The sequence below is a fragment of the Arthrobacter sp. Dra40 genome, assembly GCF_059091905.1.
Map to the genome: position 1 here is coordinate 21,480 of NZ_JBNHHB010000005.1, position 25,300 is coordinate 46,779.

Below are 25,300 nucleotides of genomic sequence, written 5' to 3' on the forward strand. Positions count from 1 at the left end.
CATGACGAGGAAACGTCTTAGTACCGCGGTCGCGCTCACAGCGGCCGTCTCGTTACTGGCCATGACGGCCTGCACCACCGATCAATCGATCACCGAAGACACCGGCGGCCCCGGCGGCGCGCCATCACCGGCGGAATCCACCGAGGCTTCCCAGGAGTGGTTCAATCAGGCGCTCTATGACGAGCAATTCGAACAGCGCACCGCAGACTTCCAAGGCGACGCCAAACAGCCGTGGCTGCAGTACATCGCTGGCGACATGACCGATACCTCCGACTTCGCTTCCAAGGGTGCCAAGAAGGTCTGCTTCGCCAACGCGTCCATCTCCAACCCATGGCGGCAGACCGGCTGGATCACCATGAACCAGCAGTTGAAAGTGCTCCAGGACAAGGGCGTGATCTCCGAGATGGAGACCCGCGACGCGCAGGACGACTCCGACACCCAGATTGCGGACATCGACTACTTCATCAGCGAAGGCAAGTGCGACGCCTTCGTCATTTCACCGAATGCGACGGCGGCGCTGACGCCGGCGGTCGAACGGGCCTGCAAGACCGGGAAGCCGGTAGTGGTGTTCGACCGCGGCGTGGAGACCGACTGCGCCACCACGTTCATCCACCCGATCGGCGGTTTCGCGTGGGGCATCGACAGCGCCAATTTCCTCACCGACCGGCTGAAGCAAGGCGACAAGGTGGTGGCACTGCGCATCCTGCCCGGTGTGGACGTGCTGGAGCAGCGCTGGGCGGCGGCGGAGAAGATCTTCAAGGAGAAGGGGATCGAGGCCACCGACTACTTCACCGGCGCTGATCCGACCGAGATCAAGAAGATCATCTCCGACGCGTTGGCCACCGGCGACGTGCAGGGTGTCTGGATGGATGCCGGCGACGGCGCGGTGGCAGCAATCGAGGCCTTCGAGGACGCGGGCAAGGACCTGCCGGTGATGACCGGCGAGGACGAGCTGAGCTTCCTGCGCAAGTGGAAGGACACCGGCATCGACGCGCTGGCTCCCGTTTACTCCAACTTCCAGTGGCGCACCCCGCTGCTGGCGGTGCAGAAGATCTTCGCCGGCGAGGAGGTTCCGGCCGAGTGGGTGCTGCCGCAGAAGCCGATCCCGGCCGAGGAGCTGGACGACTGGCTGAAGCGCAATGACGGCATGCCGGACGGCCACTACGCGAAGTTCGGCGGCGAGGACCTGCCGGGCTACCCGGAGGTCTGGCAGAAGCGCCAGATTCCGTAAGGCAGGCGTGTCCGGCCGGGTGTGGGGACCCGGCCGGACACGTTGTTCCCGCCCGGGCCCCTGGTCGGGCGGATGGAGCACGGCACCAGCGGCAACTCGCACGGCAGTGATGACCGCAGAGGGAGGTACACGATGGACCGGCCGATCGGGGTCAACACCTGGGTGTGGCAGTCCCCGCTGACCGACGCCGTGCTGCCGCAGCTGCTGGCGAAAATCGCCGGGATGGGGTTCGACGCGGTGGAACTGCCGTTGGAGAACCCCGGCGACTTCACCGCCGGCACCGCCCGGGACGCCCTGGCGGCCACCGCCCTGAAGCCCTACCTGGTGGGAGCCATGGCACCGGGCCGCGACCTTGTCCTAGCCGAGGCCGGTTCGGTGCAGGCTACGCAGGACTATCTGGCCGCCTGCATCGACCTGGCGCACGAGCTCGGCGCCCCGGCCGTGTGCGGCCCGTTCTACTCGAGCACGGGACGGGTCTGGCGAATGGACGCCGACGACCGGGCCGAGGCGTACCGCCAGCTGCGCGCGAATCTGGCACCGCTGGCCGCCCGGGCCGAAGCGGCCGGCGTCGTGCTGGGGATCGAGCCGCTGAACCGGTACGAGACCTCGCTGATCAACACCGTGGAGCAGGCGCTTGAGGCGCTGGAACCGCTGCTCGGGCACGGCGTGGGGCTGGCGCTGGACAGCTACCACCTGAACATCGAAGAGCGTTCCAGTTCCGCGGCCATCCGCGCCGCCGGAGAGCACTTGGTCCACCTGCAGGTCTGCGGCAACGACCGCGGAGCCCCGGGCGGCGACCAGACCGACTGGCCGGCGCTGGTCGCGGCGCTGGACGAGGTGGGCTATGCCGGCCCACTGAACATTGAGAGCTTCACCGCGGACAACGCCGCCATCGCCACGGCCGCATCGATCTGGCGGCCGCTGGCACCGAGCCAGGATCGGCTGGCCGAGGACGGGCTGGCGTTCCTGCGCAGCATCTAACCGCGGCGGCGCGGGCCTTTCAGCCGCTGGTTCCGCCGCAGCACAGACCGGGCCGCACTACAGACGACGAGCACGAAGGAGAAGACAATGACCGCCAATCCGGACGGGCCGCCGCTGGGCGTGGCAGTGCTGGGGCACGCCTTCATGGGCAAGGCGCACTCGAATGCCTGGCGCAACGTCTCCGCCTTCTATCCCGGCGGGCCCGCGGTGACGCAGCGGGTCCTGGCCGGCCGGGACCCGCACGGCGTGGCCGCGGACGCCGCCCGCTACGGCTGGGCCGAGGGCTCCACCGATTGGCGTGCCGTCCTGACGCGCGACGATGTGCAGATAGTGGACATCTGCACTCCGGGACACTTGCATGCTGAGCTGGCCGTGGCCGCGCTGGAGGCCGGTAAGCACGTGATCGTGGAGAAGCCGCTGGCCAACTCCGTGGCCGAGGCCGAGCTCATGGCGGCCGCCGCCCGCACCGCCCGGGCCGCCGGTGTGCAGGCGATGGTCGGCTTCAACTACCGTCGGGTTCCGGCGCTGGCCCTGGCCCGGCAGCTGATCGCCGAGGGCAGGATGGGCACCGTTCGGCAGGTGCGGATCGCCTATTTGCAGGACTGGCTGGCCGACGATGCCACGCCGATGACCTGGCGGCTGCGCCGTGAGTCCGCCGGCTCCGGGGCGCTCGGTGACCTGGCCTCGCACGCGGTGGACCAGATCCACTTCCTGCTCGGCGCGCGGGTCACCTCCGTGTCCGCAACGCTCAACACCTTCGTGGACACCCGGCAGGGTCCGGACGGGCCGGAACCGGTGACGGTGGACGACGCCGCCTGGGCCACGCTGCGGCTGGATTCCGGCGCGGTGGCCAGCCTGGAGGTCACCCGGATGGCCACCGGCCGCAAGAACGCGCTGCGGATAGAGGTGTACGGATCGGGCGGGCACCTCAGCTTCGACCTGGAGCGGCTGAATGAGCTCTACTATTACGACGCCGGTGCCCCGCCAGGGCTGGCCGGTGCGGCGAGGATCCTGGTCACCGAACAGTCGCACCCCTACCTGCAGGCCTGGTGGCCGCCCGGGCACGTGCTCGGCTGGGACCACACGTTTACCAGCCAGGCCGCGGATTTCCTGACCGCCGTTGCCACCGGCTCGGCACCCAGCCCCAGTTTCGAGGACGGCCTGGCGGTGCAAAAGGTGCTGGACGCCATGGTGCGCAGCGCCGCGCAGGAGGGCACCGCCGTCGTCCTCGCCGAACCCGGCACCCGCCACGACCTTTCAGCGACAGGAGCAACCGATGCCCCGTAACTTCACCCTGTTCACCGGCCAGTGGGCGGACCTGCCCTTCGAGAAGGTGGCGGAACTGGCCGCCGGCTGGGGCTACGACGGCCTGGAAATCGCGGTGTCCGGCGACCATCTGGACGCGTGGCGCTGGGACGACGACGACTACATCGCCGACCGGCTGGGCATCCTGGAGCGCCACGGATTGAAGGTCTGGGCCATCTCCAACCACCTGAAGGGGCAGGCGGTCTGCGACGACCCGATCGACTTCAGGCACCAGGCGATCGTCGGCGAGCGCGTCTGGGGCGACGGCGATCCGGAGGGAGTGCGGACGCGGGCGGCGGAGGAGATGATGCACACCGCGCGACTGGCGCAGCGGCTCGGGGTGAAGACGGTGGTCGGGTTCACCGGGTCCTCTATCTGGCAATACGTGGCGATGTTTCCGCCGGTGCCGGCCCACGTGATCGAGGCCGGCTACCAGGACTTCGCCGACCGCTGGAACCCGATTTTAAACGTGTTCGACGAATGCGGCGTGCGGTTCGCGCACGAGATCCACCCGTCCGAGATCGCCTATGACTACTGGTCCACGGTGCGGGCGCTGGAGGCCGTGGGACACCGGGAGGCGTTCGGGATCAACTGGGATCCGAGCCACATGATGTGGCAGGACATCGACCCGGTCTCGCTGATCTGGGATTTCAAGGACCGGATCTACCACGTGGACTGCAAGGACACGAAGCTGCGGATCACCGGGCGCAACACCCGGCTTGGCTCGCACCTGCCGTGGGGCGACCCGCGGCGCGGCTGGGACTTCGTCTCCACCGGGCGGGGCGACGTGCCGTGGGAGGCCAGTTTTCGGGCGCTGGTGGCGATCGGTTACGACGGGCCGATCTCGGTGGAGTGGGAGGACGCCGGGATGGACCGGCTGCAGGGGGCCCCGGAAGCGCTGGAGTTCCTGAAGCGATTCGACTTCGAGCCGCCGTCGGTCTCTTTCGACGCCGCGTTCAAGCAGTAGGGCGGGGCTGGGTGCGGGGGCGGGCCCGCGGGTCTGCGCCGGGCGGGGTCGGGGCCGAGGCCGTGCGGGGGCGGGCCCGCGGGTCTGCGCCGGGCGGGGTCGGGGCCGAGGCTGGGGCCGCCCGCGGGGCCGGGCCAGTGCCGCCACAACTGTCCACGTTCAGCGCCAACTGTCCACGTTCTGACGCGACGCGAGCCCCTGACCTGCGGAAATGCTCATGTGCCCGCCAAAACGTGGACACCCGGCCGCGGTCCTCCAGTAGGCTGTGGTCATGCGTGAACTTCAGGCCACGATCATCGACGAACTGGGCGTCCAGCCCTCCATCGACCCGGCGCAGGAAGTCGCCCGGCGCGTCGGATTCCTCAAGGACTACCTCAAGAGCAGCCGCACCAAGGGCTTCGTGCTGGGCATCAGCGGCGGGATCGACTCCAGCCTCGCCGGCAAGCTCGCCCAACTGGCCGTGGACGAGCTCAAGGCCGAGGGTGTCGACGCCACCTTCGTGGCCGTACGTCTGCCCTACGGCGTCCAGCATGACGAAGACGACGCCCAGGCCGCGATGGACTTCATCAAGCCGACGACGTCATGGACGTTCAACATCAAGTCGGCCGTTGAGGGTTTCCAGTCCGAGTTCACGGCGACCACCGGCGAGGAGATCACTGACTTCAACAAGGGCAACATCAAGGCCCGCGCCCGGATGATGGCCCAGTACGCGCTGGCCGGACAGCACAACTACTTGGTGCTGGGCACCGACCACGGCGCAGAGTCGGTGACCGGCTTCTTCACGAAGTTCGGCGACGGTGCCGCCGACGTGCTGCCGCTCTTTGGGCTGAACAAGCGGCAGAACCGCCAACTCCTGGAACACTTGGGCGCCAGTGACCAGGTGGCGCACAAAGTGCCGACGGCGGACCTGCTGGATGACAGGCCAGGCCGCACGGATGAAGACGAACTGGGCATCAGCTACGACCACATCGACGAATACCTAGAGGGCGGTACGGTCCCCGATGAGGTCGCCGAGAAGATCGAGCAGCGCTACCTGCTGACCAGGCACAAGCGCACCACCCCGGTGACCATCCTGGACAAGTGGTGGCGGAGCTGACGCTCAGCCGACCAGGCCCTTCGCCCGCCTCACTGCCTTGCGGAAGTCTTCTTGGTTTTTCTTGCTGATCAAGGCCTTGCCGCCGGGGCTGGGCGCCTTGATGACAGTGGGCCGGGTGAACGCACCCATGTGCTTGGCCCACTGGGCCTTGGTGAAGGTCCCGCACAGCACCACCACTTCGAGGCGAGGCAGCAGCCTCATGACCGACTTGAGCGCCTTGACCCCGGCGATGGTCTGGACCGGTGTCGGCTCGGCACCGTCCAGGAAAAAGGGAACCGTGTTCCACTGGAGGATTCCGTCGTGAAGCTCCGCCTCGTTCCGTTCGTTCCAGCACCGTTCGGCGGCCTGGTCCGGGTTGTCGACTGAGACGAATCCCAGCCCCTCGGCGGTGACGGCGTTGCTTCCGGGGCTGTCGAGCAAGAAGAGCACCCGTGCCGCGGAACCGGCATCCGCCGGGTCAAAATGCGGTACGGGTTCGGTCCGTGTCTTGGCAAACCCTTCCCGCCATTCTTCAAGTTCTTGAATGGCCGGCTCGGTTTGCAGCATGGCTTTCCTCTGCTGCTGTTCGTTCGGATCTGCGAGTGACTGCGGCTTATCGGCGAACATGTCTCCAACATACCCCCGGCCCAAGCCAGCCGCAGGGTCCTCTGCGTGGTTTAAGCTCGGCGCAGCCCGTTTCGCCCGGACGGGGAGCGATGCATGCCCCGTTTGGGTAACCTAGCTGTTGTGAAGATTGCTACCTGGAATGTGAACTCGATCCGTGCCCGCGCCGACCGCGTTGAGGCCTGGCTGCAGCGCTCCGACGTGGATGTCCTGGCCATCCAGGAGACCAAGGCCAAGGATGAGAACTTCCCGTGGGACCTGTTCGAGAAGAACGGCTACGAAGTGGCGCACTTCGGCCTGAACCAGTGGAACGGCGTGGCCATCGCCTCCCGCGTGGGCCTGGATGACGTGGAACGGACCTTTCCCGGCCAGCCGCACTTCGGCAAGACGGAAGAGATCACCGCAGCCGAGGCCCGCGCCATCGGCGCAACGTGCGGCGGCGTGCGGGTTTGGAGCCTGTATGTTCCCAACGGCCGGGCAGTCAACGATCCCCACATGCCCTACAAGCTGAACTGGCTGAAGGCCTTGAAAGAAGAAGCCGCCAGCTGGGTTCAGGCTGACCCCACCCTGAACCTCGCCCTGATGGGTGACTGGAACATCGCCCCCACGGACGACGACGTCTGGGACATCGAATGGTTCCGCGCCCAAAACGCCACGCACGTCACCGAGCCGGAGCGCTCCGCTTTCCGCGCCTTCGAGGAGGCCGGATTCGTGGACGTGGTCCGGCCGCACACGCCCGGTCCCGGCGTCTACACCTACTGGGATTACACTCAGCTGCGCTTCCCCAAGAAGGAGGGCATGCGCATCGACTTCATCCTGGCCTCCCCGGCGCTGGCCGCCCGCGTCAGTGGTGCGATGATCGACCGCGAGGAGCGCAAGGGCAAGGGCGCCTCGGACCACGCACCGGTCATTGCGGAGCTGGATTGAGATGAAGTTTCCGTACGTCTCCTACCTGCGGGTCTTCGAACCACTCGACGTGTTCGACGACGACCAGCAGCTGCTCATCATGAGCCAGCGCGGCCGCGGTCGGGACGTGACGGAGAACTTGGACCGCGGTGACTCGCTGCGCCGGATCACGCGCACGGTGTCCGATCCGTTCCCGCATACCAGCGAGGACCTGATCCGGGTATTGCATTACCCGACGGCGGATGGCATCACCGCCCCGCGGTACTGTCCCAACCAGCTGGCCGTCCGCAGTACCTTGGCCGCCGAATCGCTCTCCAGCAGTCTGCGGGATCCGCTGCTGGGGCTGCTGGTGCCGGAGGCCGCGCGCGACGCCCAGCAGTCGCGGCTGGATCCAGACAACTTTGTGGAATCGCTGGCCAAGCTGCACACGCGCAGTTCCACCTGGGGCATTCCGTTCGGCTGGTTCGTGCTGTTCCGCGAGGACGACCACACCGAAAGGGTGGAGACGGACCACACGCTGCAGACCGTCCGCCTGGCCGCCCCGGTGCCGCAATGCATCGACCGCGCCCGTTACGCGGCGGCCTCGCTGGCCGTGGCCGCCCCGGGGCTGGATCTGCTGGAAGAATTGACCGAGCTGATCGAGTGGCTGGAGACCTTCACGGCCGACGCCATTGTGGAGCTGGACTATGGCCGCGTGGCTGAACTGGTCTACCCGGACGAATCGCCGTCGGACGTCCACGCCGGCATCGAGTCGCTGGCCGACGGAGACATGACCGGCGCCGCTGCCGCGTACCGCCGCCTCGCAGGGCGCTGGATCAAGATCCGCCAACTGGCCCGCGCCTCCTGACTGGACGCCGAAAGCCCGGCGGCCCTGATTTACGACGACGGTGGGCCTGTTGACGCCCTGATCACCAGTTCGTGCGGGTGGATCCGCGGCACCTCCCGCCGCGCCTTACCCTTCAGCGCGGCCAGCCTCCACCGCTTATTCACTCAAATCGCGCGCCACACTGAGGCCCGGCCACCGAATGACGCACGAGCAGCACAGCGAGGACATCCGAGAGACCCTCACCGGCATCGACGCTGAGACCGGACCATTTGCTTAGGCACCGCGAGAGAAGGTCTCAAGTCAGACCACGGTTGTCATAACGTCGATTATCGGCGCGAACAACGGGAACTACAATCAACGCAAAACCTTCCGGCACCCCACGTAATTTATCGGTTTCGCAGTCGGAATTGGGCGGGCACAGGATCCCTCTCCTCCCCCGGGAAGCAAACGGAAGCACCAACCCATGAGAGTTCTGACGGAGGTGCTGGCGCGCTTTCGGATATCTTCAGAATCCTTGGAATTCACCGGCACAGTTGCCTGTTGAAGGTTCAGCTGTCTGGGTTGGTTGGTTGCTTATGCGTTGCGCGTGGATGCGGCTCTGAAGATCTGGTTCTTAGTCATCCGGTAGCGGAGGCCGTCGGGCAGTTCCTGGGGCGTGACCCACACCTGATGTCCCTGGGACGCTTCAAACATTTGGCGGGGGCCGTTGGCGTCCGCGGCGATCCAGAGTATGGAGGAGTCGGGCATGGCGTCTTCGACGAAGCCGGTTCTGATGACTTGGCCGTCGTGTCGGATTTCCACCAGAGCGTTGATCAGCAGGCTCCATGCGCCGTGTTTGCTGGGCGTTGCGCGGTTGAGTGTCAAGTGACTTACGGGGGCTTGGGCAGCAGCGGCTGCGCCCGTTTGGGCCGGCAGCCGCCACTGCCGGAGGGGCAGAGGTGCGGCTGTGAATCGTCGGTCCGATGCGGCGCCGTCGGATTGTCGCCTGTGATCTCTCACGACCAAAATTCCTCGTCAGTACGCATGGCCCAGGAACGCGCCCTGGCCACGTCGTGCCTGATCTGGGTTACCAGTTCATCGGTTCCGTGGAATCTGCGCTGGGGGCGTATATAAACGTGCAGACTCACCATAACGATGCGACCGTACAAGTCACCGGTGTAGTCCAGAAGGTGAGCTTCCAGCAGGCGCGTTCCTTTGCGGTAATACGTCGGGCGGCGCCCCACCGAGACAGCGGCAGCATATGTCTCGCCCAGCCCTTCCGGCCCAAGGCAGACAGTGCCCGCCCAGACACCGTCCCGAATCTTCGCGTTCGGCACGGAGATGTTGGCCGTGGGATAACCAAGCTCCCGGCCGCGGGCATCACCATGCTCAACTACGCCTTCAAGCCGGACGGCGGCGCCGATTTGAGGCACAACGACGGCGCCCGGCAGTTGGTGACTACCGACGGAAGAGGCGCTCACTTCGGTAATGGCTTTCATTGACTCACTCGCAGATCTAGCTGTTTTATGTTGGTCCGTGGCTGTGGTTCCGGGACGGTAGCGGGGCAATGGCCGGTTGCGGCGAGCACTTCGTCCAGCCAGATGACCCGATTAGTAAAGCGCTTTGCCTTGTGCGGGGCAGTCCACCGGTAAGAGTCGTGTTCCCAGTTGGTTCTTAACCGCCGGCGGGATGTCAGGGCAGTAAAGGTGTGAACCAGCCAGGGAGTTCCCGAGCCATCGGCGACCACCAGAACCGGTCCCTGCCGGAGGTCAAGGAGGTCTTTGGCCTGCAGCCCCGTTTCTTCAAATAACTCTTCAAGAGCCTGCTGTTCGGGTGTTGCACAGGCTTCCACAAACCCCGTGATGCAGTGCCAAAGGCCACTGTCATGGCCGATCTGACGACTCCTTCTGAACAAGGCAATCCTGCCCCGCCACTCGACCACGGCAGCGATGACGACGCGGGCCGCAGGGATGCTACTTGCAGCGTCAGAGGAACACCTGACGCCAAGAGATCGGATGATCGTGCTCATTTCCTCTCCTCACACTGGGAACGCTGTTTTGGCGGTAAACCGGCAGGCGTTCGGTCGGCCGAGGGTACAAGGCTGCCCCTTCGCATTACCGATCGCGACCGACGCCTGAGCGGTCGAGGCCACTCACACTTTCGCAAGTGTGCTCCGCCCTTTTCTTGAGTGAGAAGGGCGGAGCCACACCCGCGAACGCGCGAGCTCTCTTACTCGGCCAGGCGTCCGCCGTCGACGACGAGTTCGCTGCCGGTCATGTAGGAAGCCTCGTCGGATGCGAGGAACAGCACCGCGTACGAGACCTCCCGCGGATCGGCGAACCGGCGGATCGGGAGCGTCTGAGCGATCTCGTCCAGCGTCTCGGCGTCGTTCAGATTCTTCGCCATCGGGGTGAGGATCGCGCCCGGGTGAACCGAGTTGACGCGGACATTGTGCGGCCCATACTCGATCGCGGTGGCCTTGGTCATGCCCCGGACGGCGGCCTTTGCACCCGTGTAGGCCACGTTGGGCGTCCCCGGCAGGTGGGCCATCGCCGCTGCCGACGAGATGTTGACGATCGAGCCGCCACCGGCCTCGATCATGCCGGGCAGCACGGCGCGCATTCCCAGGAACACCCCGGTCTGATCGACCGCGACGACCTTGCTGAACGTCTCCGGGTCGAGGTCCGCTGTGAACGCGTTGGGCCCCGAGAGCCCGGCGTTGTTCACGAGCACCGTGACGGGACCGAACTTCTCGACAGCCGCGGCCATGACAGCTGTCCACGAGTCGGCATCGGCGACGTTGTGACTCACGAAGAACGCGTTCTCGCCAAGTTCCTCCGCGAGCACTGCGCCGTCTGTCTCGTTGAGGTCGGTGATGACGACCTTCGCGCCCTCCTCGACGAACAGGCGCGCGTGCTCGGCACCCATCCCGACTGCTGCGCCCGTGATGATCGCGACCCTGTTGTCCAAGCGTCCCATTGGGACCTCTTTCTTCCGGTGCACCGACAATGCGGCGCGTAGTTGATGGGATCGATTCCGTTACGCGGCGTCGGCGGCCGGAAGATCCGCGAGCTCGCGGAACGTTGAACCGTGCCAGACGAGCGGCTCGTTCTCACCGGCACCGAGCCGGTGCGCTTCGAGCAGTACCATCCAGTGATCGCCGGCTTCCGAGACCGAGGAGATCGAGCAGTCGAGCCACAGTGCCGCCCCGTCGATGAAGACAGCTCCGTCGTCGCTGGCCTCGACCGCGACCTGCTCAAACCGCGCCGCGCGATTCTTGCTGGCGAGCTGTCGAGTGAGCCCGCCCTGCCCCTTCCCGAAGATCGAGACGCCGAGGCGGCTGGCCTTCGAAATGTGGTCCCACGTCTCGGACGTCTTCTGCACCGCGACCGCGACGAGGCACGGTTCCAGGGACACACCGACCATAAAGGAGGATGCGACGAGCGCGTGCTTCACGCCGTCGATATCGGCTGCCAGTGCCGCGACGCCCGAGGGGAACTGCGCGAACGTTTGACGCACGATCATCGGATCGTCATCGAAACCGCACAGCCTGTTCTGAATCATGACTAGTCCTTCCTTCTCTGCCACAGACATCGCGGTCACCTCGACACGTCCGCTGCGTCGGCGGGGAGCACCGCGTCGAGCTCGGGCGCCAGGTACACCATCTGGTCGCGGAACGACTCGCTCGCATTGCGGAACTGACGCAGTTCGCCGTCCTTCATAAGCGCATCCCCGCTGTCGGCCCAGGCCTCTGGCGTCGGCACCTCGACCTTCATTCGCGGCATGCCGGCAATGGTCACGCGGCCTGCCGCTACCCCGGCGATCTCGAACGTCTCGCCGTAAACTGTGGTGTCTTGGTGAGCCAGCCACGTCACGAAGGCAGATACAGCGCTGGGCGGAACCGTCGTGCGCATGGCGTCTTGGATGACCGGGTTAGGGAACGCGTCCTCGGTCATCGGCGTCAACGCAACCGGCATCAGCGTGGAGACCTGCACCCCGACCTCCCGCGCCTCGGCCGCGAGGCTGATGCTCAGTCCCCAGATCGCTGCCTTCGCAGCGTTGTAGGCTGTGTCGGTCGGCACTCCCATGACCCCGTTCGACGAGATGTTGATCAGGCGGCCGCTGCCCGAGGCGATGAGGTGCGGCATCGCGGCGCGCGAGACCCCGACGACGCCCTTCACTGCGACGTCGAAGATGCGCCACCACGTGTCGGAGTCCATCTCCCAGAAGCGGCCGAAGGCGTTGATGCCGGCGTTGTTGACGACGATGTCCAGCTGCCCGAACGCATCGAGCGCCGCCTGGACGATGTCGGACGATCCGGTGACGACGTTATGGGCGTCAGCCACCGCGGTGCCGCCAGCCTCGTTGATCTCGGCCACCGCGTCGGCAGCATTGGCCGCGTTGAGGTCGTTGACGACGACGCGCGCCCCGCGGGAGGCCAGCATTTTGGCATGCTCGCGCCCCATCCCCTGCCCTGCGCCGGTAACGATCGCCACCCGTCCATTGAAATCAAGCTGTTCGCTCATTAGTAGCTCCGTTCTCCTGCGTGAAGGTTATTTTCGTAGTCGCGCTGGGAGTCCTGCGGAAGGAACTTCTCTTCCGTCTCACGCACGTAGTCGGTCGAGGGTCGCCCGAACATCGCGCCCCAACCGATGCCGTCGGTGTCCTCGGTCATGCGGTCGATGTACTCGGCGAGCGGCGTAGCCTCGCCCGACTCCTTCACCTGCATGAGCAGTCGCCACACCTCATTAATCCCGGGCAGCACGAAGGGCACGGGCTGGATGGCCTGACCGATGGCGGTCATTTCGGCGACACTCTTGCGCCCGATCATCGGAACTCCGATGGCGTATGCGGGCCCGGGAGTCTCCTTCAGCGCGAGTTCTGCCTGCTCCCACGTGTGGAAGCCCTCGAAGAAGATGACGTCGGCGCCGGTCTCGGCTTTGTACAGCTGTGCGCGGCGAATCGCCTCGTCAACTCCGCCGCCGGCCGCGCCGTAGCCGTCGGTGCGCGCGACGATCACGAAGTCCGCGCCGTACTTGTCACGTGCGTCGACCGCGGCATTGAGGCGACCGACCGCCTCGGCGTCCGGGACCAGTTCGATCCCCGCGACACCGCCTGACTTCTTCGGCTCGCGCTGATCCTCGATATGAATGCCGCCGACGCCAGCGTCGATGAACTCCATGACGGTGCGCTGCACGTTGATCGGCGCGCCGAAGCCGGTGTCGGCGTCGCAGTAGATGGGGATGTCGACAGCGCGGGCCGTGCGTTTCGCGTGCTCGACGACCTCAGTCAATGTGAGCCATCCTGTGTCGGAAACGCCCTGCCACCAGGCGGACATGCCACCCGAGAGCTGGAACGCGCCGAAGCCGGCGTGCTGCGCCATTTGCGCGTGGATCGGCAGGGCTCCGAACGGCATCAGAGCCGTCTCTTTGCTCTCAAAGACCGCCCGCAGCGCCTTGCCGGGTGAAGTCAGGCTCACGACGTGACCTCCGGGGTGTTGAAGCCGACCGTTACAACGATGTAGACGCAGTCCTCGTCGTACGGGTTCTTCCAGGCGTGGGGTACGCCCGCCATGACGAGCAGGTCGCCCGGAACGAGCGTGCGCTTCTTGCCGCCGGGGAGCACGAGGTCAACCTTGCCCGAGATCACGACCTCGTAGTCGATCGTGTCGCTGGCATGCATGCCGGCGTCTCCATCGTCTTCGGTGGCGGTCATGCTCTCGTCGAGCGTCCCCGCGTCGACCTCGCCCGAGGAGTGCGCGGGGAAACTGCTCACACCGAAGGTGGATCCATTCGGTCCGGCCAGTGCGACCTTCTTGGGCGGAGCGCCGAAGTTCTCCTTGCTGTGGCCGCCGTCGACGGCCCAGTAGAACGCGCCCGCGGACACGCCGGGGAAATCGAACTCGGCGGCGGGGCCTGGCTCGATGAAGTCGGTCTCGCCCGATTCGGTCGTGCCCGCTACGACGAGACGGAACTTCTTTGGGTCAGGAAATGTCATTTGAAGTCTCTCTTCCTCTGAGTGGTCGACGTCGTCAGGCGCGCAGGCCGGCTTCGCGCATCAGCGGGAAGATCTGCTCGTTCATCCGGTCCAGGCCCTCGTCGTAGTCGACGAGCCCGGTGCAGACGCCGGTGATGCCCGAGTCCTGCAGTTTCTGGAGACCCTCGACGATCATCTCCGGCGTGCCGACGAGCGGAACGAGGCCGGCGCGGAAGAACGTCTTGATGGTCTCGTCCTGCTTCGGGTCCTCAGACTTCTTGTAGTTGTCCCAGCTCCAGCCGCGTGAGTCGCCGTTCATGATGATGTGCTTGTACTTGAGCGCTGCCTCATAGTCACCGTTCTCCTCGACGTACTCGAGGTACTGGCGCGCCTCCTTCTCGGTGTCCTTACAGATGATGTGCACGCCGGACCACAGCCCGAGGTCCTCGCGGCCGGCCGCGTTGGCATTCGCCCGCAGCTTGGGCGTGACCTCGGCGCTGTGTGCGACACTCGTGATCGCCGCGAAGAGGATGTTTGCATGCTTGAACGCGAACTGCTGGCCGGCGGGGCTCGAGCCCGCGCTCATCACCATGGGACCCGGCGTCTGCACCGGCTTCGGGTGCGACTGCGCACCCTCCAGTTGGAAGAATTCCCCGTCGAAGTCGAACTCGATCTCGTCGTTCGACCAGAGCCGCTCAACGATCGTCATCCACTCGTCGGCGAGCTCGTAGCGCACGTCGTGCTCGGGCACCGGCACGCCGAACATGGCGTACTCGGGCTTGAAATAGCCCGCCGTCGCGTTCAGGCCCATACGTCCGCCGCTGATGTGGTCGACCGTCGCCATCATCTTCGCAGCCATGATCGGGTGGATGAACGGGATGAGGCAGGTAGCGAAGATCTGGATGTTCTTCGTCGCCGCCGCCAGGCCCGCCGCCCAGGTGAACGTCTCGAACTGGCGGCCCCAAGGACCTTCAGGGCCCGTGAGTCCCATCCACCGCGCGATCGGGATGAATCCGTCGACGCCGTAGCGGTCTGCCTTCTGCGCCAGCTGCTCGATCTCGGCCCAGTTGCCCAGCTTGATCGTGTTCTCGGCCAGGTTCAGCCCTCCCTGGCCCGTCGTCACGTTCGCCCCGAAAACCGCGACCTTGAACGCGTTATCGCCACCGATCATCGGGCTCTTATCGCGTTCGACGGTGTGATCGGCGATGAAGTCACGCTGTGCTGTTGTTGTCGTGGTTGCCATGTCGGTCATTGGTGTACTCCCATTCATTGCGTCGGTGAGTGCCTTCGAGCGCGCTGTAGGTGGGCGTGCGATTGCACGACCGCATCGATCTGCCGGATCCGAGGTCTCTCGGGAAACGGCAAATCGACGCGGGGGCCTGCCAGTGGATTCGACCCGTAGGTCGGAGCTCTTCGACTCTCCTGTGATGTCCATCCGCCAGCGCCTCTGCTTGCGGCGGTTCATGTCAATGCTATGAGCCACCTCACTACATCCGTCCGGCAAATAACGCCAACTAGCCGGGAATTTACGCCACAAGGTAGAGTCGTGATCTGGAGCACGCCACCGCGGCAATCACAGGTCCTGCAACGGGTCGCCCCCAACGTTTCGTCACCGTGTGGCGATTATCCTGACGACGAGGAGTAAAGCGATGAAGTTGAACTCTTACCAGAACCTGCGCGTGCCGAACTTCAGCGTCCACAACCTGCGCGATCTGCTCAGGGATTCTGGTCTGGACTGGCGTGCCGCGCTAGCGCGCGCCGACATCGCGCCCTACGCCGTCGACCGACCGGGAGGAACCATTCCCGCCAAGAAGGAGCTGGCGTTCCAGCTGCAGTTCGTGGCGCTCACGCGCGACCGTGTTGATCTCTGGATCCGAGCCGCGCGTGCGTATACGACGAGTACGACCGGTGCCCGCGGAATGGCCCTCGCAACAGCGCCGACCGTCGCAGCATGGCTGGAGGCCGCCACCGCGATGGACTACACACCGGGACTCCTGCAGATCGTTCCTCTGCGGACACCGGAAGGGACAATCACCGGAATGGAGTACTCCTACCCTGAGACCCCGGTAGACCTGATACCGATCAGCGTCTACCGCGAGCTCTGCGTCACCTCACGCTCCCTTGACTGGCTGTATGGTGAACCATTCCCCTTCACACGGGTTGAATTCCCCCTCGCGGAGATTTCCCCAGAGGCCACAACGTACGTTTCCTGCGATGTCGACTGCGGCTCCGAGGCATTGCGCCTGTGGTGGGATCCCGCGATGTCGACCTATGAACTCCCCTACGGAAACGCTTTCCAGCACGCGGCCTGGGTGCGAGCCGACAATGAGGTGCTCGATTCGTTCCGCGCCACGGGAGACTGGCCCGCGACCGTCGCACAAGCCATCAAGGCCGCGCCCAAACTCAACCGGAAGCTGGCCAACACGGCCGCGGCCCTGCGCGTCTCCCCTCGAACTCTGCAGCGTAAGCTCGAGAACACCGGTCACGATTTCGCCCAGGTACGGGATCAGGCCCTAAACGAACTCGCCTCCGACATGCTCTCAAATACCGATCACTCCGTCGCCCAAATTTCTCGCACACTGGGCTACACCGACCCGGACAGCTTCACCGTCGCGTTCAAGCGATGGACGGGGGTTCCCCCCTCCACTTTTCGTGAGGCCGCTCGCGGCGACGACGCAAACAGCGAAGGATGAACGGTCTACGCGGCACATCCCGGATTCTAGTTGTGCAGGCCGCCGGCCTCGTTCTCAGTGTCTTGCTTCATGAACCTTCTCCCTTATCGATGCCTTGGCCGCGGCGTTGGCGTTACTATCCGTGCACACCTCATCTATCGCTACTCCCCCGGAGACGCATTTCGACATCCCTCGAGATGCACCAAAGAGGTCATACGGCCCTCAAGCTAAACGAAATCTCACAAACTCACCGCCCGTCCACGAGCCGGTCTTAGTAGCGACCCGTCGGCCGTCCTAGTTGTGCTGACGTCTTGCTACGTTCCAGGCCGTTGGCTTCTCCGCAGGGGCCGACTCCCGCTGCAGCCAACGGCCCTGCGAAAATAATTTACGACGGCGGTGGGCCAGTTGAGGCCCTGACCACCAGTTCGTGCGGCTGGGTCAGCGGCACATCCAAGCGCGCCTTGCCCTGCAGTTCAGCCAGCAGCAGCTCGGCGGCGTAGGCCCCCTGCTCGTCCGGCCGCTGCCGGATGGTGGTCAGGCCCATCGGCTCGGCGAACTCGTGGTCGTCGATACCCACCACGGAAACATCCTCCGGCACTCGAAGCCCTCGTTCATGTGCGGCCAGCAGCGCACCGAAGGCCATCTCGTCCGCGGAGGCGAAGATCGCCGTCGGCCGCTCCCCCGGAGTATCCAGCAGCTTGCCGGCTGCTGCCTTGCCGCCGGCGAACCGGAAGTCCCCCATGGCCTGCCATTCCGGCCGGACCGGCAGGCCGTGCCGGGCCATGGTGTCGCGGAAGGCCTGCTGGCGCCGGCGCGGCACGTCGAAGTCGATGCCGTAGGCGCCGCCGCCCTGCAGGTGGGCAATCCGGGTGTGACCGAGCGAAATGAGGTATTCCACGGCCTCGGTCGCCGCGGCGGTGTCGTCCACGCTGACGCTGCGCAGCCCGTCCACGTGGCCGCCCACAATCACATTGGGATACTCCAGCGCCTGCAGGGCCGCCAGCTCGTCCGGCGTCAACTGCATGCACATCACCAACAGCGCATCGATCCGCTTGCGCAGCATGGACCGGTGGAAGACGCGTTCGCGGTTGGTGCCGGTGCCGCCCAGGCTGAACACGATCAGGTCGTAGCCCGCAGCCCGCAAGGCGCGGTCCACGCCCTCCAGTGCGGAGGCAAAGTACCAGCGCTCGATCTGCGGCAGCAGCACGCCCATCGCCATGGTGCGGCCGGAGGCCAGGTGGGCAGCCGACGACGACGGCTCGTAGCCCAGCGAGTCGGCCGTCTGCAGCACCCGGTCCCGGGTGGCCGCGGAGACCCCGGACAGCCCGCGGAGGGCACGCGACACCGTCGCCGTCGAGACGCCGGCGGCCCGCGCGACGTCGTCGATCCCGCTCACGGCGCCTTCACCCCTTGAGGCCACCCGCCAGCAGGCCGCGGACAAAGTAGCGCTGCAGGCCGAAGAAGACCGCCAGCGGCACGATGATGGAGACGAACGCTCCTGCCGTCAGCCGGTGCCACTCGTCGCCGCGGGTACCGGTCAGCTCCGCCAGCCGCTGGGTGATCGGCGCGACATCGGCCGTGCCGCCGGAGAACACCAGCGCCACCAGCAGGTCGTTCCAGACCCAGAGGAACTGGAAGATGCCGAAGGCGGCGATTGCCGGCACGGAGAGCGGCAGGACGATCCGCCAGAAGATCGTCGCGTGTCCAGCGCCGTCCACCCGGGCCGCCTCGATGACTTCGCCGGGGATCTCGGAGATGAAGTTGTGCAGCAGGAAGATGGCCAGCGGCAGCGCGAAGATGCTGTGCGCAATCCAGAGCTGGGCGTAGGTTCCGGACGGCAGCAGCTGGAACTCACCGATCTTGAGGTTGATGAACAGCGAGAGCAGCGGGATCAGCGCCATCTGCAGCGGCACAATCTGCAGCGCGAAAATGAAGATGAACAGCGTGTCCTTGCCGCGGAACCGGCCCCAGGCAAAAACATAGGCCGCCATGGAGGCGATCACCAGCGGGATGATGGTGGCGGGGATGACGATCGCCAGCGAGTTGATGAAGTACTGGCCCAGGTTGGACGCGGAGCCGCCCCCGGACGCCAGCACCTCCGTGTAGTTCTCGGTGGTGAACTCCAGGTCGCCGAGGATGTTCCACCATCCGTTGGCTTGGATGTTGTCTTCCGGCCGCAGCGAGGAGATGAATAGCCCGAACGTCGGCACCGTCCAGATGACGGCAATGATGATCGCGGCGGCAGTGGCCCCGCGCGAGGTGAGGCGCTTTTTGACCCGCCGGGCGATCGGGATCTGCGCTTCGGTTGCTGTGGCCACGGCTGCCTCGGGAGCGGCCGGGATGGCAGGGCTTGCGCTCATCGGATTTCCCTCTGCTTCTTCAGCTGCCTGGCGTTGTAGAGGACGATCGGGAGCACCATCAGGAACAGGATCAGCGCCAGCGCGGCGCCGCGTCCCGGCTCGCCCGCGCGGAACGCCTGGGTGTACATTTCGTTGGCCACCACCGACGTTTCAAAGTTGCCCGCGGTCATGGTCCGGACAATGTCGAAGACCTTCAGCGTGCCGATGGTAATGGTGGTGACCACCACGATCAATGCCCCGCGGATGGACGGAATGGTGATGGAGAAGAACTGTTGCCTGGCACTCGCCCCGTCCAATCGGGCCGCCTCCACAATTTCGGTGGGAATGCCCTTGATCGCCGCGGAGAGGATGACCATGGCGAAACCGGTCTGGATCCAGACCATCACGGCGATCAGGAAGAAAGTGTTCTCCGGCGCGTCCAGCAGGAACTGCTTGGGCTCGGCGCCGAACCACACCAGGATCTGGTTGAGCAGGCCGATCTGCTCGCGTTCGGCCCCGCGGTAGGTGTACATGAACTTCCAGATCACGCCGGCGCCCACAAAGGAAATGGCCATCGGCATGAAGACCAGTGCCTTCAAGGCCTTCTCACCGCGCGCCCGGTCGATGAACACCGCGTAGGCCAGCCCGATGCCGGTGGACATCAGCGGCACCAGGACAACCCACAGCAGCGTGTTCCGCAGCGTGACCAGCGCCTCGGGCTGGGTGAACATCCACACGAAGTTGTCCACGCCGTTTAGCGTTCCATTCCGGTCGGTGAACGCCAGGTAGGTGGTCTGGATGGCAGGCCAAATCAGCCCAATGGCCAACAGCACGACGGCGGGGGCCAGGAACCCGATAATCGTCGCCTTATCGCGGAACGACTTCGGGGCCCGATCCACCAACAGCATGATCAGGCCTATGATCGCGGCAAAGACTGCCAGGGCGATCACTACCTGCACCAGCTTCTCGCCAACGTCTTCCATGGCACTGACCTCCTCGCTGCGTGGAAGGGAAGGTCCCGGCCGTGCCGCCTGCAGTTCTCACAGGCGGCACGGCCGGGCTGCGGGTACCGGCTTAGTCCTTAGGCCAGCTGGCTTCGATCGAGTCGACCACTTCCTTGGTCGATTTGCCGTTGATCCATTCCACGACGCCGCTCCAGAACGAGTTGGCGCCCACCGCACCGGGCATCAGGTCCGAACCGTCGAAGCGGAACGTGGTGTCCTCCGACTGCAGCAGTTCGATGGACTGGCGGTCCAGGTCGCTGGCGGCCAGGGCCGGGTCCAGGCCCTTGTTGGCGCTGATTGCGGCGCCCTGCTCCACCCGCTTGTTGGCGAACTCGGGTGACGCCATGAACTGCAGGTAGGCCGAGACCTCTTCGCTTTCCGTGTAGGCCGCCACGAACTCGCCGCCGCCGGTGATGGCGCTGGCGCCGGCTTCCTGGCCCGGGGTGATGAAGGCCCAGACGTCGCCGTCCTCGGCCACGTTGGTGCCCTCGGGCCAGTTGGCCGCCTGGAAGGTTGCCTGGTGGTGCATGGCGCAGCTGCCGTCGATCACCGGCTGGCCGCCGTCGTCCACCGAGGTGGAGATGATGGAGCGGACGTCCCCGATGCCGCCGTTGACGTAGTCCTCGTTCTTCAGGATGTCGCCGACCGCGTCGAAGGCATCGGCCACCTTCGGATCGTTGAACGGGATGTCGTGGTTGACCCACTGGTCGTAGGCGTCCGGACCGGCCTGGCGCAGCAAGGCATCCTCGATCCAGTCGGTGCCGGCCCAACCGGTCGCGTCGCCGGATTCAAAGCCGGCGCACCACGGCTTCATGGAGCCTTCGTCCGCGATGGTCTTGGTCAGCGCCATCATCTCGTCCCACGTCTGCGGGACCTCCCAGCCCTTCTCCTTGAAGGTGGATGGCACGTACCAGATGTAGCCCTTGACGCTGGCCAGCATCGGTGCGGCGTAGAACGTGCCGTCGATGGTGCCGTAGGCCTTCCAGTCTTCGGACCAGTTCTTGTCCACCAGGTCGGAGACCTCCTGCGGTGCAGGCTTGAGGTTTCCGGCACGAGCCTGGGCGGCCAGCAGGCCCGGCTGCGGGATGATCGCCACGTCGGGCGGGTTGCCGCCCTGCGCGCGGACTTGGAGCTGCGTCTCGAATTCATTGGAGCCCTCGTACACCACGTCGATCCCAGTGCACCCCTCGAAGTCCGCCCAGGACTGCTCCAGCTTGTCCTGCTCGGTATCGGTGATGGTCGAGTAAACGTTGACCTCGGCGCCGTCAAAGGTGCCGTAGGACTCGTAGGCGGAACAGTCGGCGGCTGCTTCCGATCCACTGGGCTCTTCCGTGCTTCCCCCGCAGGCGGAGAGCGTCAGTGCCATGGCGCTGAGCGCGACCAACGGCAGGACGGCCTTTCTGGAGCGTGCAATGTGCATGATGTGACTCCTTTGTCCGGTGGCCGCGCAAACGCTGATAGGTCAGAAAGAAGCCACCCCAAGTACCAATCTGGTAACTGGTAACGTAAACGCTTACTACGTGTGCTGCAAGACACATATTTGGCGCCGGACGCTTCGATATCGAATCGTGATCTGCGCCGCATTCACGGTCGCTGGAGGATCGGGCCTGCCCGCTCCGCCGCGAAGATCATTAGGCTGGAAGTGGTCCTGACCCGCGAGCCGAGGAGTGTTTTATGGCTGCAGCATCCGTACCGTGGTGGCGCGACGCCGTCATCTACCAGATCTATCCGCGGTCCTTTGCGGACAACAATGGCGACGGCATGGGCGACCTGGCCGGCATCAACGCCAAGATCCCCTACCTGAAAAACCTGGGCGTGGACGCCATCTGGCTCTCGCCCTTCTACGTCTCCCCGCAGAACGATGCAGGCTATGACGTGGCCGACTACCGCGACGTCGATCCGCTCTTCGGCACGCTGGAAGACTTCGACTCCCTGCTGGCTCGCACGCACGAACTCGGCATGCGGGTGATCGTCGACCTGGTTCCCAACCACACCTCCGACCGGCACGAGTGGTTCGTCAGCGCGCTGGCGGCCGCCCCGGGTTCGCCCGAGCGCGCCCGTTACATCTTCCGCGACGGCAAAGGCCCGGACGGCGCCGAACCGCCCAATAACTGGCAGTCCGTGTTCGGCGGCAACGCCTGGACCCGGACCACCGGCCCCGACGGCACACCCGGCCAGTGGTACCTGCACCTGTTCGACTCCACGCAGCCGGACCTGAACTGGGAGAACCCGGAGGTCCAGGCGGAGATGGTCTCCGTCCTGAGATTCTGGCTGGACCGCGGCGTGGACGGCTTCCGGATTGATGTGGCCCACGGTTTGGTCAAGGCCGACGGCCTGCCGGACTGGGCGGCGAAGACCTCTATGGTGGCAGGCAGCGAGCGGCTGCCCGGCGAAGACGCATTGATCGACGACGACGGGGCTCCCATCGGCCAGCCTGCCGGCGGATCGCCCGCCCCCGATGCCCGCCCGGCCCAGGAGCAGGTGCTGGAAGCCGTCGGGAGCACCCAGCGCACGGCGCTGCGGCAGGCAGCCGACCCGGAGGAAGCGACCGCCCACCCGGACACCCCGCCCTACTTCGACCAGGACGGCGTGCACGAGATTTACCGGGAATGGCACAAGGTTTTGGCCGAGTACGACGGCGACCGCATGCTGGTGGCGGAAGCCTGGGTGGAGCCGGCCGAGCGGCTCTTTGCCTACGTCCGGCCGGACGAAATGCAGCAGGCCTTCAACTTCGACTTCCTGCTGGCCGGCTGGGATGCCCAACGCATGGCCCGCAGCATTGACGATTCAATGGCGGCGGCAGCCGCGGTGGGCGCGCCGAGCACGTGGGTGCTCTCCAACCACGACACGGTCCGCCACAGCTCCCGCTACGGCCTGACCGACCCCACCACGTTTCCCAAGGGCATCGGTCCGGAGGACGAACAGCCCGACGAGGAACTCGGGTATGCCCGCGGCCGTGCCGCCGCACTGATCATGCTGGCGCTGCCCGGCTCCGCCTACGTTTACCAGGGCGATGAGCTGGGCCTGCCGGAGCACACCACCCTGCCGGCCGAGGTGCGGCAGGATCCGGCCTTCTTCCGCACCGGCGGCGAGGAGCGCGGCCGCGACGGCTGCCGCGTTCCGATTCCCTGGCGGGCGGAGGCGCATGGCTTCGGCTGGGGCTCCACGCAGCACGAACCGTGGCTGCCGCAGCCGGAGGGTTTCGCCCGCTATGCCGTGGACCGACAGCTGGGTGTGCCGGGTTCCAGCTACGAGCTGTACCGGGCGGCGCTGGGCCTGCGCGCCGAGCGGAAGCTGGGCCAAGGCAGCTTCGAGTGGGCTGCGGAGCACGATCCGGCGTCCGGCGTCTTGAGCTACCGGAACGGAACGGTGCAGGTGCTGGCCAACCTGGGCAGCTCAGCGATCCGCTTGCCCGCCGGCGCTTCGGTGCTTCTGGCGTCCACGGAGCGAACCGCCGACAGCGGTTCGCTGGCACCCAACGCCGCTGCCTGGCTGACCTCGGGACGCTAGCACCGCCCGCCCCGGTTCAACTGAGGGTGGTCAGCGGACCCGGTCGGGCCGGACCAGGCGCGAGCGGGCACCGGCCACCAGGTGGATCACCACCGGGAAGCTCATGCCGAGGGCAAGGTCCAGCGCCTCCACCAGGTCGGAGACTTCGTCGGCCACGTCTTGCGGGGATACCCCCAGCCGGGGCGCCACCCGGATGCGCAGGGCCCCCCCGCCGTCGTAGTCATAGGCGGTGACGGTTGCGTGCAGGATGCTGTCGTGATCCAGCAACGCGGCCCGCAGGGCCTGCTCGGCCACGCCGGAACTGAGCTGGACGGCGCCAGGCGCGCCGTCGCCGTCGAAATCAGCGGCAATGGTTCCGGTGCGGCCCTTGCCTTGCTGCGCGACCCACGCGATCGTCAGCAGCACCACCAGGAGCAGCAGCAGGGACGCCACGATCCAGAGCCAGCTGTCCCGCTGCCCGGGCAGAGTGGTGGCGTCCAGCACCGCCTGCATGTTGGCGCCGGCCTGTGCAGTGGCTGCATGCCACCAGCCCGCGAGCGCTGGAACCAGTGCCAGCGCCAGGGCGGTGCCGCCGGCCAGCATCAGCAGCAGCCCGAGGATGGTGATCAGGATGCGGTTCAGGGTCCGGGGGGTCTGGTTCACTGTCCCACCACCCCGGAGCTGGAGACGAAGACGCGCACCTGCGGAACCGGACTGATCCGGGCCCGTCGGACTTCGTCCTCCACCGCCAGCTGGATGGCATCGGCGTTCACCGGGATGCCGGACGTGGGCCGCAGCCGGACGTCCACCAAGCCACGAGACACCACCACCAGCACCTGCTCGCGCGTCACTTGCGCCTCGGTGCGGGCGCGGCGCGCCAGCGAGGAAGCGAGCACTTCATCGTCCACCACCACAACGCCCCGGCGGCTGGGAATGCGGTGGCGGTGCAGATGCCCGGGCAGCACGCCCTGCAGGAAAAAGAACAGCCCCAGCATCAGGATCAGGGCCCCGGACGCCCCGAGAACGGCCGGTGCCACATTGCCCGGCAGTTGGTGCAGCCAGCCGGCCATCTCCTCCGGCGTGGCCAGCCAGGATGGCTGCCCGATCGCCTTCAAGGCGGCCTCGAGCAGCAGGTACAGGCCGGCCAAAGCAATCAGGACGGCGGCAATCACCGACGCCGTGGCCCGGGAACTGCGCAGTTCCCGGTGGGCCAGGCGCTCATCGCCCAGGCGTTCGCCGGTCGGCCGGTCGCTATCAACCTCTGTGTGGCTCACCGGACCCGGCCTCCTTCCTGCACGCGGATGCCGGTGACCCGGATGTCTACCCGGCTCAGCCGTGAACCGCTGATCCGCGAGACCTCCGCCAGGATCGCCCCCTTGGCGGAATGTGCCCGGTCCCAGATGGAGCCGCCGAAAGCGGCCACCAGCTGGGGGTCGCGCAGCACCCGGTTCAGCGAGGGGATGCCGATAGGCAGTGCCAGGTACAGGGCCAGGGAACCGGCGTCGTCACTCCACGTGGCGCGCACCAGCCCCGGCGAAATTCCCAGCACACGCGCCGCGGCGCCCTGAGCGGTGCTGGTCAAGGCCTGCGTGCTGACCCTGGTGTGTCCGGCATAGCTCTCCGTGGGCGGCGCGGCGGGCTGTGACGCCGGCGGCGCTCCGTCCGGGCGGTAGTCCGGCGCTGGTCTGCCCGGATGGGGAGGCAGTTTCTCGGCGGGCACGACGCGGTCCGTCATGAAGACGAGCGTCGTCCGGTCAATGCATCGCGGATGCTGCGCCAGTCGAGTTTTCCTTCCGCGGCGCGGCCCAGCAGCGCCCCCACCAGCAGGAACACCGCCATCAGCAGGAACCCCCAGAAGTTGAACACCAGCGCGGCCCACGCCAGCACCGCGCCGACGGCCATGCCGACCACCGTGTAGCTCATCCT

The 25,300-nt window shown here is 66.1% G+C and carries 27 protein-coding genes; 9 read left to right on the forward strand and 18 right to left on the reverse strand.

Annotated elements, in window-relative coordinates; all coding sequences use genetic code 11:
- Nucleotide 1: 1 nt before the first annotated feature.
- The 5 genes from AC5RWT_RS03965 (at nt 2) to nadE (ending at nt 5,580) form a co-directional block, all read left to right on the forward strand.
- On the forward strand, nt 2-1,231 hold the full coding sequence (locus tag AC5RWT_RS03965) for a substrate-binding domain-containing protein (protein ID WP_494043448.1): 1,230 nt from the start codon (nt 2-4) through the stop codon (nt 1,229-1,231).
- Nucleotides 1,232-1,363: 132 nt separating this feature from the next.
- Nucleotides 1,364-2,212, forward strand: a complete 849-nt coding sequence (locus tag AC5RWT_RS03970; RefSeq protein ID WP_494079240.1) for a sugar phosphate isomerase/epimerase family protein — start codon at nt 1,364-1,366, stop codon at nt 2,210-2,212.
- Nucleotides 2,213-2,299: 87 nt separating this feature from the next.
- Nucleotides 2,300-3,499, forward strand: coding sequence for a Gfo/Idh/MocA family protein (locus AC5RWT_RS03975; protein ID WP_494079241.1), 1,200 nt, complete (start codon nt 2,300-2,302; stop codon nt 3,497-3,499).
- Entirely contained in the window at nt 3,489-4,484 is a 996-nt protein-coding gene (locus AC5RWT_RS03980) for a sugar phosphate isomerase/epimerase family protein (RefSeq protein WP_494079242.1), read from the forward strand. The genes AC5RWT_RS03975 and AC5RWT_RS03980 overlap by 11 nt, the downstream gene beginning before the upstream one ends.
- Nucleotides 4,485-4,755: 271 nt before the next feature.
- Nucleotides 4,756-5,580 (forward strand): NAD(+) synthase, encoded by an 825-nt coding sequence (gene nadE / locus AC5RWT_RS03985; RefSeq protein WP_494079243.1) that lies wholly within the window; start codon nt 4,756-4,758, stop codon nt 5,578-5,580.
- Between the two features lie 3 nt (nt 5,581-5,583).
- On the opposite strand, the gene AC5RWT_RS03990 is transcribed toward nadE, so the two are convergent.
- A complete protein-coding gene (locus AC5RWT_RS03990; protein ID WP_494079244.1) occupies nt 5,584-6,186 on the reverse strand; it encodes a uracil-DNA glycosylase family protein in 603 nt (200 codons plus the stop codon).
- Between the two features lie 120 nt (nt 6,187-6,306).
- On the opposite strand from AC5RWT_RS03990, the gene AC5RWT_RS03995 reads away from it, so the two are divergent.
- Nucleotides 6,307-7,110: an exodeoxyribonuclease III gene (locus tag AC5RWT_RS03995; protein ID WP_494043442.1), complete on the forward strand. Its 804-nt coding sequence runs from the start codon at nt 6,307-6,309 to the stop codon at nt 7,108-7,110.
- A 1-nt stretch (nt 7,111) separates the two neighbouring features.
- Nucleotides 7,112-7,936: a DUF8083 family protein gene (locus AC5RWT_RS04000; protein WP_494043441.1), complete on the forward strand. Its 825-nt coding sequence runs from the start codon at nt 7,112-7,114 to the stop codon at nt 7,934-7,936.
- A gap of 552 nt (nt 7,937-8,488) precedes the next feature.
- Here the strand turns inward: AC5RWT_RS04000 and AC5RWT_RS04005 are convergent.
- From AC5RWT_RS04005 to AC5RWT_RS04045, 9 genes are all read right to left on the reverse strand, one after another.
- The gene (locus AC5RWT_RS04005; protein WP_494079245.1) at nt 8,489-8,779 is read right to left on the reverse strand and encodes a hypothetical protein; all 291 of its coding nucleotides are present in this window, start codon (nt 8,777-8,779) and stop codon (nt 8,489-8,491) included.
- Between the two features lie 131 nt (nt 8,780-8,910).
- Nucleotides 8,911-9,393: a riboflavin kinase gene (locus AC5RWT_RS04010; protein WP_494079246.1), complete on the reverse strand. Its 483-nt coding sequence runs from the start codon at nt 9,391-9,393 to the stop codon at nt 8,911-8,913.
- The gene (locus AC5RWT_RS04015; RefSeq protein WP_494079247.1) at nt 9,390-9,923 is read right to left on the reverse strand and encodes an NUDIX domain-containing protein; all 534 of its coding nucleotides are present in this window, start codon (nt 9,921-9,923) and stop codon (nt 9,390-9,392) included. Before AC5RWT_RS04015 ends, AC5RWT_RS04010 begins: the two co-directional genes overlap by 4 nt.
- A 200-nt stretch (nt 9,924-10,123) precedes the next feature.
- Entirely contained in the window at nt 10,124-10,873 is a 750-nt protein-coding gene (locus tag AC5RWT_RS04020; RefSeq protein WP_494079248.1) for a glucose 1-dehydrogenase, read from the reverse strand.
- Nucleotides 10,874-10,933: 60 nt separating this feature from the next.
- On the reverse strand, nt 10,934-11,458 hold the full coding sequence (locus AC5RWT_RS04025) for a flavin reductase family protein (protein WP_494079249.1): 525 nt from the start codon (nt 11,456-11,458) through the stop codon (nt 10,934-10,936).
- A 35-nt stretch (nt 11,459-11,493) separates the two neighbouring features.
- Nucleotides 11,494-12,420, reverse strand: a complete 927-nt coding sequence (locus AC5RWT_RS04030) for an SDR family NAD(P)-dependent oxidoreductase (protein WP_494079250.1) — start codon at nt 12,418-12,420, stop codon at nt 11,494-11,496.
- Entirely contained in the window at nt 12,420-13,373 is a 954-nt protein-coding gene (locus AC5RWT_RS04035; protein ID WP_494079251.1) for an isocitrate lyase/PEP mutase family protein, read from the reverse strand. The genes AC5RWT_RS04030 and AC5RWT_RS04035 overlap by 1 nt, the downstream gene beginning before the upstream one ends.
- Nucleotides 13,370-13,891, reverse strand: coding sequence for a cupin domain-containing protein (locus AC5RWT_RS04040; RefSeq protein WP_494079252.1), 522 nt, complete (start codon nt 13,889-13,891; stop codon nt 13,370-13,372). Before AC5RWT_RS04040 ends, AC5RWT_RS04035 begins: the two co-directional genes overlap by 4 nt.
- A 34-nt stretch (nt 13,892-13,925) precedes the next feature.
- Nucleotides 13,926-15,122 carry an LLM class flavin-dependent oxidoreductase gene (locus AC5RWT_RS04045; RefSeq protein WP_494079253.1) on the reverse strand — a complete coding sequence of 399 codons (1,197 nt, stop codon included), beginning with the start codon at nt 15,120-15,122 and terminating at the stop codon, nt 13,926-13,928.
- Nucleotides 15,123-15,519: 397 nt separating this feature from the next.
- Between AC5RWT_RS04045 and AC5RWT_RS04050 the strand changes: the two genes are divergently transcribed.
- Nucleotides 15,520-16,563 (forward strand): helix-turn-helix domain-containing protein, encoded by a 1,044-nt coding sequence (locus tag AC5RWT_RS04050; RefSeq protein WP_494079254.1) that lies wholly within the window; start codon nt 15,520-15,522, stop codon nt 16,561-16,563.
- 364 nt (nt 16,564-16,927) lie between these two features.
- On the opposite strand, the gene AC5RWT_RS04055 is transcribed toward AC5RWT_RS04050, so the two are convergent.
- From AC5RWT_RS04055 to AC5RWT_RS04070, 4 genes are all read right to left on the reverse strand, one after another.
- Complete coding sequence (locus AC5RWT_RS04055) at nt 16,928-17,938, reverse strand: LacI family DNA-binding transcriptional regulator (protein ID WP_494079255.1); 1,011 nt, start codon at nt 17,936-17,938, stop codon at nt 16,928-16,930.
- Nucleotides 17,939-17,945: 7 nt separating this feature from the next.
- On the reverse strand, nt 17,946-18,902 hold the full coding sequence (locus AC5RWT_RS04060) for a carbohydrate ABC transporter permease (protein ID WP_494079256.1): 957 nt from the start codon (nt 18,900-18,902) through the stop codon (nt 17,946-17,948).
- Complete coding sequence (locus tag AC5RWT_RS04065; protein ID WP_494043438.1) at nt 18,899-19,864, reverse strand: carbohydrate ABC transporter permease; 966 nt, start codon at nt 19,862-19,864, stop codon at nt 18,899-18,901. The genes AC5RWT_RS04060 and AC5RWT_RS04065 overlap by 4 nt, the downstream gene beginning before the upstream one ends.
- Before the next feature lie 91 nt (nt 19,865-19,955).
- Complete coding sequence (locus AC5RWT_RS04070) at nt 19,956-21,305, reverse strand: ABC transporter substrate-binding protein (protein ID WP_494079257.1); 1,350 nt, start codon at nt 21,303-21,305, stop codon at nt 19,956-19,958.
- A 254-nt stretch (nt 21,306-21,559) separates the two neighbouring features.
- On the opposite strand from AC5RWT_RS04070, the gene AC5RWT_RS04075 reads away from it, so the two are divergent.
- Nucleotides 21,560-23,395 (forward strand): glycoside hydrolase family 13 protein, encoded by a 1,836-nt coding sequence (locus tag AC5RWT_RS04075; protein ID WP_494079258.1) that lies wholly within the window; start codon nt 21,560-21,562, stop codon nt 23,393-23,395.
- Between the two features lie 30 nt (nt 23,396-23,425).
- Here the strand turns inward: AC5RWT_RS04075 and AC5RWT_RS04080 are convergent, their stop codons facing one another.
- Genes AC5RWT_RS04080 through AC5RWT_RS04095 form a run of 4 tightly spaced genes read right to left on the reverse strand, consistent with a single transcriptional unit; the run spans nt 23,426 to nt 25,297 of the window.
- Nucleotides 23,426-24,037, reverse strand: coding sequence for a hypothetical protein (locus AC5RWT_RS04080; RefSeq protein ID WP_494079259.1), 612 nt, complete (start codon nt 24,035-24,037; stop codon nt 23,426-23,428).
- Nucleotides 24,034-24,648 (reverse strand): Asp23/Gls24 family envelope stress response protein, encoded by a 615-nt coding sequence (locus tag AC5RWT_RS04085; RefSeq protein WP_494079260.1) that lies wholly within the window; start codon nt 24,646-24,648, stop codon nt 24,034-24,036. Before AC5RWT_RS04085 ends, AC5RWT_RS04080 begins: the two co-directional genes overlap by 4 nt.
- Nucleotides 24,645-25,109: a hypothetical protein gene (locus AC5RWT_RS04090; protein WP_494079261.1), complete on the reverse strand. Its 465-nt coding sequence runs from the start codon at nt 25,107-25,109 to the stop codon at nt 24,645-24,647. Before AC5RWT_RS04090 ends, AC5RWT_RS04085 begins: the two co-directional genes overlap by 4 nt.
- Nucleotides 25,106-25,297 (reverse strand): DUF2273 domain-containing protein, encoded by a 192-nt coding sequence (locus AC5RWT_RS04095; RefSeq protein WP_494043432.1) that lies wholly within the window; start codon nt 25,295-25,297, stop codon nt 25,106-25,108. Before AC5RWT_RS04095 ends, AC5RWT_RS04090 begins: the two co-directional genes overlap by 4 nt.
- Nucleotides 25,298-25,300: the final 3 nt, after the last annotated feature.